General features: G+C 36.9%; 11 protein-coding genes and 1 pseudogene. 5 read left to right on the top strand and 7 right to left on the bottom strand.

All coding sequences use genetic code 11. From position 1 onward, the window contains the following. Positions 1–81 precede the first annotated feature (81 nt). Positions 82–1,383 (top strand): NarK family nitrate/nitrite MFS transporter, encoded by a 1,302-nt coding sequence (locus QFZ87_RS12440; protein WP_309861711.1) that lies wholly within the window; start codon positions 82–84, stop codon positions 1,381–1,383. A 1,312-nt stretch (positions 1,384–2,695) separates the two neighbouring features. Here the strand turns inward: QFZ87_RS12440 and QFZ87_RS12435 are convergent. The 5 genes and pseudogenes from QFZ87_RS12435 to QFZ87_RS12415 form a co-directional block, all read right to left on the bottom strand. Further along, the gene (locus QFZ87_RS12435; protein ID WP_309861708.1) at positions 2,696–3,523 is read right to left on the bottom strand and encodes a 3D domain-containing protein; all 828 of its coding nucleotides are present in this window, start codon (positions 3,521–3,523) and stop codon (positions 2,696–2,698) included. Positions 3,524–3,796: 273 nt separating this feature from the next. After that, positions 3,797–5,239 carry a group II intron reverse transcriptase/maturase gene (ltrA, locus tag QFZ87_RS12430; RefSeq protein ID WP_309861704.1) on the bottom strand — a complete coding sequence of 481 codons (1,443 nt, stop codon included), beginning with the start codon at positions 5,237–5,239 and terminating at the stop codon, positions 3,797–3,799. 690 nt (positions 5,240–5,929) lie between these two features. Next, positions 5,930–7,822, bottom strand: coding sequence for a formate dehydrogenase subunit alpha (gene fdhF, locus QFZ87_RS24945; RefSeq protein WP_396133963.1), 1,893 nt, complete (start codon positions 7,820–7,822; stop codon positions 5,930–5,932). A 6-nt stretch (positions 7,823–7,828) separates the two neighbouring features. After that, positions 7,829–7,987 (bottom strand): annotated as a pseudogene (locus QFZ87_RS24940) (hypothetical protein); the annotation flags it as partial. Positions 7,988–8,131: 144 nt separating this feature from the next. After that, a complete protein-coding gene (locus QFZ87_RS12415; RefSeq protein ID WP_309861701.1) occupies positions 8,132–10,285 on the bottom strand; it encodes a PAS domain S-box protein in 2,154 nt (717 codons plus the stop codon). 291 nt (positions 10,286–10,576) lie between these two features. Between QFZ87_RS12415 and yhfH the strand changes: the two genes are divergently transcribed. The 3 genes from yhfH to QFZ87_RS12400 all read left to right on the top strand — a co-directional run bounded on the left by yhfH (position 10,577) and on the right by QFZ87_RS12400 (position 11,261). After that, entirely contained in the window at positions 10,577–10,711 is a 135-nt protein-coding gene (gene yhfH / locus QFZ87_RS12410; RefSeq protein WP_307287180.1) for a protein YhfH, read from the top strand. Between the two features lie 114 nt (positions 10,712–10,825). After that, positions 10,826–10,993, top strand: a complete 168-nt coding sequence (locus QFZ87_RS12405; protein ID WP_309868120.1) for a hypothetical protein — start codon at positions 10,826–10,828, stop codon at positions 10,991–10,993. A gap of 16 nt (positions 10,994–11,009) precedes the next feature. Further along, positions 11,010–11,261: a transcriptional regulator SplA domain-containing protein gene (locus QFZ87_RS12400; RefSeq protein ID WP_309861697.1), complete on the top strand. Its 252-nt coding sequence runs from the start codon at positions 11,010–11,012 to the stop codon at positions 11,259–11,261. A gap of 44 nt (positions 11,262–11,305) precedes the next feature. Here the strand turns inward: QFZ87_RS12400 and QFZ87_RS12395 are convergent, their stop codons facing one another. Beyond that, a complete protein-coding gene (locus QFZ87_RS12395) occupies positions 11,306–11,491 on the bottom strand; it encodes a cold-inducible protein YdjO-related protein (protein ID WP_335535101.1) in 186 nt (61 codons plus the stop codon). A gap of 87 nt (positions 11,492–11,578) precedes the next feature. Here QFZ87_RS12395 and QFZ87_RS12390 point away from each other — a divergent pair, with 87 nt between their 5' ends. Beyond that, positions 11,579–11,716 carry a hypothetical protein gene (locus tag QFZ87_RS12390; protein WP_309861694.1) on the top strand — a complete coding sequence of 46 codons (138 nt, stop codon included), beginning with the start codon at positions 11,579–11,581 and terminating at the stop codon, positions 11,714–11,716. A 16-nt stretch (positions 11,717–11,732) separates the two neighbouring features. Here QFZ87_RS12390 and narI read toward each other — a convergent pair whose 3' ends face one another. Beyond that, on the bottom strand, positions 11,733–12,467 hold the full coding sequence (narI, locus tag QFZ87_RS12385; RefSeq protein ID WP_309861691.1) for a respiratory nitrate reductase subunit gamma: 735 nt from the start codon (positions 12,465–12,467) through the stop codon (positions 11,733–11,735). Positions 12,468–12,469: the final 2 nt, after the last annotated feature.

The following is a 12,469-nucleotide window of genomic DNA, read 5'->3' as shown; positions in this document are numbered from 1 at the left end:
CCATCTGTCTTATAGTAATAACACAAGGAACAACATGACATTTGTTAATGATTTTGATTGCACATATAGGAGGAAACAATCATGGCTCGAATTAATTATTGGAATCCAGAAGATGAAAAGTTCTGGAATGCAGAAGGAAAAAAACATGCAAAAAGAAATTTATGGATCTCCGTCCCGTCTTTGATGCTTGCATTTATCGTATGGCAAATATGGTCAGTTGTAGCTGTCAGACTTAACGATATTGGCTTCCATTTTACCGAAGAACAATTATTCACACTTGCTGCTATTCCAGGCCTTGTTGGTGCGACACTTCGGTTTGTATATACATTTGCAGTTGGGTCTTTTGGTGGTAAAAACTGGACAGTAATTTCAACAGCAATCTTAGCCATACCAGCAATCGGTATAGGGTTTGCAGTCCAAAATCCTGATACACCATTTTCAATCATGCTTCTCCTAGCAGCCCTTTGTGGTCTTGGTGGAGGAAGTTTTTCATCATCATCAGCAAACATAAGTTTCTTCTTTCCAAAAAAGGAAAAAGGAACAGCACTTGGAATTAATGGCGGCTTAGGAAATATGGGTGTATCTGTCGTACAGTTTGTCACACCATTCATTATTACATCAGGAACTTTTGCACTGGTTGGCGATAAACAAGTTTTAGCAAACGGTCAAGAAGTATGGTTACAAAACGCGGCGTTTATCTGGGTGATTCCCATTGTCATTATGACACTTCTAGCAATCTTTAAAATGGATAATGTTCCAGGAGCAAAGCAATCCGTTGCTGATCAATTTGTAGTTGTAAAACGGAAACACACTTGGATTATGACAGCACTTTATGTAGCTACCTTTGGTTCATTTATTGGTTACTCAGCTGCATTCCCACTTTTATTAAAGTCTCAATTTCCTGAACACATTTCACTTGCCTTCCTTGGGGCATTAGTGGCAGCTGCTGCAAGACCTGTGGGCGGCTGGATGGCTGACAAAATTGGCGGCGCGAAAGTAACGGCTTATGTCTTAGTAATAATGGGAATTGGTGCATCAGGTGTTATTTACTTCTTAAATGACAAGCAATTTGCTGGATTCTTAATTGCTTTCCTAGTTCTTTTCCTTGCATCTGGAATCGGCTCAGGCTCAACGTTTCAAATGATTCCAAACATCTTTATTCCAAAAGAGGCAGCACCAGTAATCGGTTTTTCTGCAGCATTTGCAGCATATGGCTCATTCTTTATTCCTAAGTTATTTGGATGGTCTGTTAAGGCGACTGGTACACCTGTTACTGCGTTCTATTTCTTTATTGGATTCTATGTTGTTGCATTTGGTTTGAACTGGTTCTTCTACCAAAGAAAAACAGTCGGAGCCAAAACACTTGTCAAACAAGCCGGCTAATCCGGCTTGTTTTTTTACAATAAAAAAAACGGGCAAAACCGTAATGGGTTCGGATACTTGTCACATTTTATAAAAATGCATTTAAAAATGTGCTCCTATTTGTTATACATTTTGTCCTGCTAAATGCAGGGCTTTTTGTTATGTAAAAACATTACAAAGTGCCGTTAAACCTAATGTATAGAGCATTTTAAGGTCAAGGCTCGGTTACAACTGGATGTGGATTTCTTTGAAAAATAAACGGAAAAATTCCGTTTATCTTGGGAAATACCCATATTTCCTTAAAAATAAAGGGAGTTTTTCCGGTTATATGATCAAAATCTTTGGATTTTGTCTTATTTAGAGCAGTTAACCGGAATATCTCCGCTTATATCTTCTTCTTACTCTTCCTTTTTATACATTAACCGGAAATTCTCCGCCTATGAATTCTCATACCTACACGAAAATCAAAAATGAATAATAACAGAGCCAAGACCAAAGGAAAGCGTGGTTTTTTATTAAAAAAAACAGCATTTTGCAGTCTAAAATGTAAGGTAACAGAAGTCTCTGTAATCCTACATATTTGTTATACAAATTTGACTACAGTTTCACGCCTATTTTTGTGATTTGGAGCGTTATATCAATAAAAAATGACCATCAAATTCACATACAAATTAATGGTCATTTTCATATACATTTTTAAGTTTTGTGATAGGTAACAGAACCCGTTAGCAAAACCGCCCGGTCCTTTTTTTGTTAAAGAATATCCGATAATCTGTATTTTATGCCATGGACTCCCTCATAATATCCTTGATACATTTGCCCACCACACTCTTCACATAAAAATATTGGTGGAGCCATTGGTTCCCCATCATCCATTAGGTCAAAAAACTTCTTCTATTTACCATTCGTGAGCTTTTTCCTTTCCCTCGGGCATTAGAAACTTCCTCTATTTACCATTCGTGAGCTTTTTCCCTTACCTCGGGCATTAGAAACTTCTTCTATTTACCATTCGTGAGCTTTTTCCTTTACCTCGGGCATTAGAAACTTCTTCTATTTACCATTCGTGAGCTTTTTCCTTTACCTCGGGCATTAGAACTTTCTTCTATTTACCATTCGTGAGCTTTTTCCCTTACCTCGGGCATTAGAAACTTCTTCTATTTACCATTCGTGAGCTTTTTCCCTTACCTCGGGCATTAGAAATTTCTTCTATTTACCGGTCGGACTTCTTTCTATTGGGTTGAGGCATAAAATACCACAGTATCAAGATCGTGGAGGTGACAATGTTTATACTTGCTTATCTACAAAAAAGCTGCCAAATTTGGCAGCTTTTGTTTTAGTCTAATATTTTAACTTTTATTTCCTTCCTACCCCATTCAAGTGCTTTTTCTTCTGAAGGGATAAATACGTCAATTCTGTTTCCTTTGATTGCTCCACCTGTATCTGACGCAATCGCTTCACCGTATCCCTCAACAAGAACTTTACTGCCTAGTGGAATGACAGAGGGGTCAACTGCAATTACCTTGGCACCAGGGTTAGCATTTAAATCGAGTCCTGTTGCAGTAGTACCGCTGCACCCTTCACACGATGCAGTATATGCAGTAGCCTTAACGTTGATTTCCTTTGAAGTTTCCTCGGCTTTTGTTGGTACTGGAACTACAGGTTTACTAGCAACACTTGTTGAAGTGGCCTCCACTTTTGTCTCCTCGCTCTTTGGAGTATTTGATTCTTTAGTAGAAACCTCCGGAGCTTTTGAGACTACTGGAGCTTTTGCTGGTTCAACCATCTTCCCAGTAGAAAAGTTATTTATTTCATCATAGATCACTAATTGTAACCCTGGATGAATCAGGTCAGTATTTAATTTATTCCATTCTTTAATCATTGCAACCGATACTTGAAATTCCTTTGCAATATCCCAGAGTGTATCATCCTTCACCACTGTGTATTGCTTTTCAGTTGCAATCGTTAATACATCTCCAGGATGAATAAGGTCAGTAGAAAGGTGATTCCACTTTTGAATGTTTTCCACAGATGTATTATGTACTCGAGAAAGATCCCATAAGGTATCCCCATCATGTACAGTTAATTCTGCAGCTTGTACATTAGCACCTACAGTTCCTGAGAGTGCAACAACTGCAATGAAAGTTTTAATTTTATTTATCATTTTTTTACCTCCCATGTTCTTTCGCAGCTAACTTTAATCATCTTAACATGAAATTTTCTGATACAAAGAACAAGGGCATGTTAATTCGTTTACAAGGATGGCAGTTATATTACAATAACATTTCCGGAAATCAGAACCACATATAAATTTGAAATTATTTCCTATACTGGCATTAATTTCACCTTTTATAAAATAAAGTAGGGAAACCTCTCACGAGGCTTCCCCCTTATCAAACCGCACGTGCCCTATTAAGGCATACGGCTTACCAACATGTTACATTGAATACCTTGTTTTACCCTGTGCACAGTTAATCATTTGGACTCTTTTGGCTGTGAAGTAAACCTCTCCACGTTCTTTGGCTCTTTGTAGTTTTCTTTTATATTTCTTTTCTTGTTTTACCTTCATGTACTGAATGTAGTCCTCAATGGTATGTCCATATTGCTTTCCATAATAATATTGAAATGCTGGAACTAATCCAATCCTCGCAAAGAACTCTATTCCCCATTTTGTTTTCATCTTATGCCCTTTGTTTTGACTTGGATGGTCATGTATCATTGCTACTCTTAGTCTTCTTCTTATATAGCTATCTATGGCTAATAAGTTATCTCTGAAAACGTTGAAGAAACATGAAAATTCTCTTCCATACTTTTTATTCTCGTTTATCGCATTCCAAAGTGTTAAAAAGTAATTTACTTTTCCCCGTATTACTTGATTCACACGTTCAACCCACATTTCTTTGCTAAAAGTTAGGGATTTCATTGTTTTATCCTTTATCTTTTGGCGAAAGTCTTTCCATGTAGAATCCTTTGGTTTAGCTATGTAGTATGGTTTTCCATCTCTCTTCCTTTTCCTCCAGTGCTCAAAAGTGAATCCAAGGAAATCAAAATCATCATGGTTAAAATCGACGATTTTCGTTTTCTCGATGGAGATCTCAAGCCCTAATTCAGCTAGCTTTTGTTTTGTTATTGATTCTGCACGCACAATTTCCTCTTTTGTTTTGGCAAATAAGAGGAAATCATCGGCATATCTGACGAAGTGAATTCCATGGGTTTCAAGTTCCCAATCAAGTTCATTTAGAAAGAGATTCGCAAGTAATGGTGAAATCACACCCCCTTGCGGGGTTCCTGAGTCTACTTTGTGATACTTTCCTTCTTCCATGTAGCCCGCTTTAAGCCATTTCCAAATTAGATCGAGTATAGTTCCATCAGCTATATATTTATTAAGTATCTTCATTAACTTTTTATGAGGAATATTGTCAAAGAATCCCTTAATATCACAATCGTAAATATAATTGTAACCACTCTCGATATTCCAAGTAATGATTTGCATTACTCTTTTAGCTCCAAGATTTGGACGATAGCCGCATGACCATTTATGGAAAATGAGTTCTTCACATTTAGGTTCAAGTACATTAACCACAGCTTGCTGAACGATACGGTCTTCAATATTTGGTATCCCCAGTGGACGAAGTTTTCCGTTCTTTTTGGGAATATATTTTCTTCGTACTGGTGACGGGGTGTACTCTTTAAGTCTTAATTTCTGGAGTAACTGCTTGAGATTCTTTTCTTCGTTACTTGCGTAACTTGTGACTGTTTCTCCATCTATACCTCCAGCCCCATTATTGCTCTTAACCTTTTCCCAAGCTGTTTTTAGCTTTCTATCGAAGAGAATTTGTCCATATACACTGTGCCATTTGAACTTTAGTTCTTGATTCAATGCTTATTCCACACCTTTCATTGTGCACTTCCAGTACGTTTTTACCGAGGTAACGTATACTGTTATCATTACACACTTTTATAAATGTAGAGCCACGAGGTCGCTCCCCCTTCCGTTCAGATTACGTTTGGTCGCAATCTTACTTCCGTACTATGAGGGCGTCTGACTTCTCCACTTGTATTGATAACTTCGGATTTCCCTTATATATCAACACCTAAAGTTAAAGTGGAGACCTCACGGGGTCATCGCACTTTCCTTCTGAACATACCCAGCACCATCACTTGATAAGCCCTCCTTAGTCGACTGGTTCTTTGGCTAAGAAGCTTTAAAGTTCGGGCTTCCCGTTATTTTCGCACGGTCGCCGACTTATCCTGCCGTATGTGCTTCACGCTTTCGCATTTGGGTCTGCTCATCCGACTACGGGTCTCTCGATTTACCGCATCTCCTTCAAACACTACCTCACAGTAATGCCCTAGATTAGTCTTCGTAGGTTCTACCAGTATGCCTACGGGAGGACTTACACCTCCGAGAGAATAAACCTTCCAGGATTCGGGGTCTGTTATTACCGAAGTAACATAACCCAACCTTTAACAGTAAATTCATGCTTGTATTAAGCAAAGGTACGACTGCCCGTCGCACAAAAATAATAGTGCAAGGTAGCCCCTGCACTATTTTACTAATATATTCTTTTTATACCTTTGATATAGAAACAGCACATGCTTTATATTCAGCTGTTCCAGAAATTGGGTCATATTCATTTAAGGTTAATACATTTGTCGGTGTTTCACTCCAGTGGAAACTCATAAAAACTAGACCAGGGACCACTTGATCGGTTACCTTCGCCTTAACCTTGAGTTCACCTCTTCGAGATTGAACCTGAACAATTTCTCCATCTGAAATTCCTAATCTATTTGCATCATCTGGATGTATATCGACTGTCTCTTCTGTTTGCTTGACTTTTACTCCAGTAGCATAATAGCGTGTTTGAGTATGGGTATTATATGACTCATAGCGCCGTCCAGTCGTTAGCGTAAATGGATATTCATTATCCGGCAGCTCTAAAGGCTCTGTATAGTCAACAGGAACGAATGGTGCTTTTTTCACCACAGGGTCTTGTTGATGGAACCTCTCATGCATAACAAATGTGCCTGGATGGACTTCATCAGGACAAGGATAATGAAGACTATACTCTTTTTCTAGTCTCTCATAAGAAATTCCACCGTACATTTCCCATGCCAGCCTTCTTATTTCATTCCAAATTTCCTCACTATTGTCATAGTGCATTGAATAGCCCATCAGGCTAGACAGTTCACAAAGGATTTCCCAGTCTTCTTTCGTATTAGGGTGTGCCTCAACAGCTTTTCGAACGCGTTGAATTCTTCTATCTGTATTTGTATAGGTTCCATCTACTTCTCCCCATGATCGGGCTGGTAAAACAACGTCAGCTAATTTAGCTGTTTCTGTTAAGAAAATATCTTGCACAATTAATAAATCAAGTTTTTTAAATATTTCTTTTGTATGGTTCATATGAACGTCGGCTAGGATTGGATTTTCTCCAATGACATAGAGTGCTTTTAATTCACCCATCTCTAACCGGTCAAAAGTTCGTGTTTGTGTGTCACCGGCTTGCGGATTAAGGACCACATTCCATTCCTTTTCAAAACGTGCTCTAAACTCATCATTTGCCAGGCTCAACGCTCCAGTCAATTGGTTCGGTAAACATCCCATGTCACCTGCACCTTGGACATTATTTTGCCCCCTAAGTGGCATAATTCCTGCACCCTTTTTACCAATATTACCTGTTAGTAAGGCTAAGTTCGCAATATCAAATACATTATTTACCCCACAATGGTGTTCTGTAATGCCCAGTGTATATGCAATCATGGAACCATTCGATGTAGCATATTCTCTAGCGGTTGCTATTATATCCTCTGCTTTTACACCGGTTATTGCAGCAGCATATTCAGGAGTGTACAGATCCACCTGTTTCCTTAATTTTTCAAAGTCAACAGTAAACTGCTCAATAAACGTTGGATCAAATAGGCTTTCTTCCAAAATAACACGTATGAAAGCATTAATAAGAGCAATGTCAGAACCTACATTGATTTGTAAATGACGATGTGCCACTTTTACCATATCTATTTTCCTTGGGTCTATTACAATTATCTTTAATCCGGACTTTACTGCTTTCTTGATTCGATTGGCAATAATAGGATGTGCTTCTGTTGTGTTTGAACCCATTAAAAGTAAAACTTCTGCCTTATCAAAGTCTTCTAGTGTATTCGTAGGGAAACCGCTTCCAAAAACAGTTGCCAGACCGGCAACGCTAGGAGCATGTCACGTTCGGTTACAACCATCAATATTGTTACTATTAATAACTGTCCTCATAAACTTTTGTGTAATGAAATTAGATTCATTTGTACTTCTCGCACATGCAAACATGCTTATGGCATTTGAGCCCCAAGTATCTTTAATTTGATTTAGATTCTTAGCAATATATTGATAGGCTTCTTCCCATGTTGTTTCCACCAGCTTCCCTGCTTTACGGATCAGTGGCGACGTTAACCTATTCTTGGCATGCACATATTCATAGGCAAACGCACCTTTTACACATGTTTGCCCCTTATTTACTGGTGCATCCTTGTCACCTCGTATTTTCATTATTTTATTGTCCTGAACTTCCAGAACTAAGCCACAACCTGTACCACAATAGCCGCATATTGTTTTAACAAAGTTTGGTTCCCCCACGTTCTTTCCTCCCTTACAATCATTATTACCTATATAACTATCTTAATCTATTTATTACATTTGTAGCTTTCTTTTTTACGAAAATTATGGCATTTTTTCGACGGAATCAAGGGAAATAAAAAAACGAGAGGGGGTCCTCTCGTTTTAAGCAGTTTTTGCTGGTAATAAAATATTAAAGGTTGTTCCTTTATTAGGTTCACTTTCAACAAATACCTTACCATAATGGCTTTCAATAATCTTGAAACTAACCATTAAGCCTAAGCCGTTACCATTCTTTTTCGTAGTGAAAAATGGCTCCCCTAGCTTCTTTAATTTCTCTTTAGGAATTCCAACCCCTGAATCTTGAATGGATATTTGCACATTATTTTCATGAATGATGGTCTTAACATGCAGGTCTCCACCATTCGGCATGGCTTCAATTCCATTTTTAATAAAGTTTAAGAATACTTGTTTTAAGCGATTTTCATCACATTCAATTTGAATAATCTCTTGATTACAGTCAAAGGACAAGTGAACATTTTTCTTTCTAGCTTCGAATTCAAGTAGAGAAACCACATTTTTTATGACAGGAACAACATTCTTTTCTTCTAATTCTACTGCCTTTGGTTTTGCTAATACCATGAAATCTTCAACAATGGTATTGACCCTTTCAATTTCATCAAGAATAATATTCAGGAATTCCATCCGTTCAGGATCTTTCTCATCTAACTGTAAGAATTCAGCATATCCTTTCATGGATGTAAGAGGGTTTCGAATTTCATGTGCAACTCCAGCAGCCAGTTGACCAACTGCAGCAAGCTTATCCTGACGGTGTAAAACTTCTTCCGTTTTCTTTCTCTCAGTAATGTCGTTTCGAATTGCAAGATACTGATAGGGCTTGCCATGTTCATTTAAAAACGGAACAATAGTTGTGTCTACCCAATAATACGTCCCATCTTTCGCCTTATTCCTGATTTCACCCTTCCATACTCTTCCTTCACCAATAGTTCTCCAAAGATTTTTGAAGAAGTCTTTAGAATGGTATCCAGAATTCAGGATACTATGGTCTCTCCCCATAATTTCTTCACGGCTGTATTTAGATATTTCGCAGAACTTGTCATTGACACTTGTAATGATTCCTTTTGCATCAGTAAAGGCTACAATAGAGGATTGATCCAAAGCAAATTTTATATCATTAATTTCTTTAATAGTTTCTTTTAAATGCTCTTCTGCTTTTTTTCTATTGGTGATATCCGATCTAATTGCTATATATTGAACTGGTTTCCCTTTTGAATTCACGAACGGAACAATAGTCGTATCGACCCAATAAAAAGAACCATCCTTTGCTTTATTACGAATTTCCCCCCGCCAAATTTGGCCTGAATGAATGGTTTTCCATAAATTTTTGAAGAATTCCTTTGAATGATATCCTGAATTTAATATCCGGTGATTTTTCCCAAGAATCTCTTCCTTTTTGTACTTAGAAATCTCTTCGAATTTATCATTAATATAAATAATAGTTCCGTGGGGATCAGTTATAGCAACAATGGCTGCAGCGTCAAGTGCTGCCTTAATATCCTTTAAATTAGTATCTGTTGTAGCTAATTGTTTACTTATTAGTGCACTTGAAATGATGAGTCCTCCAATGATTAGAACCGCAACAAATAATACTAAATAAATAAAAAAAGGACTGTCAGTACTTGATTCTCTAACTACTTCACTAGTGGTAATCGTGGCCCGTTTTAGAAGAAAATGCCCTTGAGCAATGGAAGCAGACATAATGATTGCACTTAATGGTTTTAACCAAACCTGATTACTTTTGTTAAAGCTTTTTGTGGAGTAAAGGATCCAAAAGGAAAATAAAAATAATCCAAATATTAACAATACCGTAAACAAGTATAGTGAAAAATTATATTTAATGCTTACATTCATAGCATATAAACTAATGACCTGGACTGATAGCACCGCAAACGTTAAAAATGTGCTACCAACAATTAGATGGTAGTATCCAATTGATTTTCCAAAAAACGAAAGGAACGCCATTCCTGTAAATGCAATTCCGATAAAAATAGAAAGAATAGTAAGTGGAATATGGTAACTAGCGAATCGATTTGTATCAGCAGCAATATGTCCAATAAAATTCATGATCCATATGCCAATTCCCATAGAAAATGTTCCACCAAGAAAAAGCAGTCTTTTATTTTGGTCAGTCGACCTGATTAAGGTGAACATATCTAAAGCTGTATATGATGCCATTATGGTTAATCCGATGGCAATAATAATAAAATAAGGATGAAAAGTTCCAATCATCGCATTCATTAACCAGCATCCCCCCTGAATTCTACATTTTATTTCTACTATGATTGTAATGTAAACAATTAAGATATGGAAGTATTAATTAATAATCAAGAACCATTTCACCTTATTTTAACCCTTAATTTCTTGTACAAGACAATAACTATTCTCTAAAGAACTTGTGATAAAAGACTTATTTTTATAAAATTTTCTGTTTTTTTAAAAAAAAGTCTACACAATTTCTTATTTTTTGTTTATACTGTACTATAACAAGACGGTTATTAATAAACTGTACTAACAAAGGAGGAGTTTTACATGTTAATGAGTCCGGTTGAGTTTTTCCGTAATTTACCTAAGAAGGAATGTTCAGAGTGTGGTCAGCATATGGAGGAACAGGCTGAAAGTTATTTTATGGAATGTGACCACTGTTTAGCGAAAAAAGAAGAGTAGTTGTAAAACTCTCCAATAATTGGAGAGTTTTTTATTTGTTTCCGTTTCGTAAATAATTAGGCAAGGATAATCTGTTATAACATAGCAAATGCTTTATGTAAGGAGATGATGTCATTGACCAAAATTGAAGATTATTTAACAGCTTCTAACATTAATAATGGGTCTACACTTCCAAAGAAAAAATATGTAGCTGGAGAATCGGTGGATGAGCACACATTCTTAGAGGAAGCCAACATTATTCTAACTGGTGATGAAATTCGGCAGCAAAATGAAAATCTTTAAAGGACGGTTATTATAAATGAGTTATATCGATATGAATAACGCAAAACCAGGCGATGAAGTCTATGTCATATATCGAAATCCACATGTTCCCTCGGTAGCAAATGTAAAGGCTGCTGAAATTGTTCAGCATCCAAAAGACCCTAATGCATTGGCTTTATTTTTAAATGAGACGTTCCATGTCATTGAGGATGATGACGCATTATTTTCAACCTCTGAAGCAGCACAACAGGCTTATGATGATCATTTCTTTAGTTCCTCCGATGAATAAAAGACTGTCCCATTGCTGTGACAGTCTTTTTCCATCAAGTTTTATTAGATTTTGGGAAGCTCTCTCATTTCCTGTATCATTTCATTGCCACACATCGGACATAATAAATCATCTGCAACAAATTCTTTTCTCATCCAGCCAATACATGAGTCATCCATACAAGAATAGATTTCGGTATCCACCAGTATTATTTCAATCTCTTCTTCTTTAGCTCGTTTACCGTAAAAAATTGGAACCGCCTCCTTTAATAGTTAGTATGGACAAAAATCTGACTTTTCATTTCATAAAATATCCCTTTTCAAAGGAGGGTCCAAACCATGGATGGTAATAAACAGAGTCATTACACAAAAGTTGGCACTAATATTGAAGAGGTAAAAAGATTAAATAGCCAATCAGGCTTAAGTTATAATGAAGTGAAAAAATTGCTCGCTTTAAACTATATTCAAAATAAATAATGCAAGTGGAACCCATTTAGGTTCCACTTTTATTTTTAGATCGGTTCGTTGACATCGCGATTGGACGTCTTCCGATAATGGAACGATATACAATAAATTTTCGGTTTAAATACTCTAGTGGGAGACTCCATACATGAACTAATCTGGTAAAAGGCCAAATACCAAAAAGTAACAGGGCTGATACCACATGAATTTGAAAACCTAGCGGAATACCTACCATTAAACTTGGTGTCGGACGTAGAGAAAGAATACCACGGAACCATGGACTAATTGTTTCCCTATATTCAAATGCTACTCCTCTACCTGTATACCAGACTGTGTTAACAAAGCCTGAAAAAATAATAAGTGTTAATAAAACGAGAACAATAATATCCCGAAAGGTGCTATGAATATAGATTCGCTTTACGGTAAATCTGCGAATCATAAGTAAGACAACTCCTATAATAGTAGAAATTCCAGCAATTCCACCAATCCATACTGCCCCAAGATGGTACATATGATCGGTAACTCCAATAACATCGTAAAGTGCCTTTGGAACGAGTACGCCAGCCACATGTCCAAAGAAAACGAAGACAATCCCATAGTGAAATAGAATACTTCCCCATTTCAACTGTTTCTTTTCAAGAAACTCACTTGACTTTGCTGACCATCCAAACTGATCAACGTTATATCGATAAATATGCCCCACCACGAACATCGTCAACATGATATAAGGGAAAGACACCCAAAAGAAATTTTGAAAAAATGTCATTA

It is taken from the genome of Bacillus sp. SLBN-46 (genome assembly GCF_031453555.1).
In the GTDB taxonomy this organism is placed as follows: domain Bacteria; phylum Bacillota; class Bacilli; order Bacillales; family Cytobacillaceae; genus Neobacillus.
Note: the sequence above shows the minus strand (reverse complement) of the source record. Positions and strands in the feature narration are given on the sequence as shown.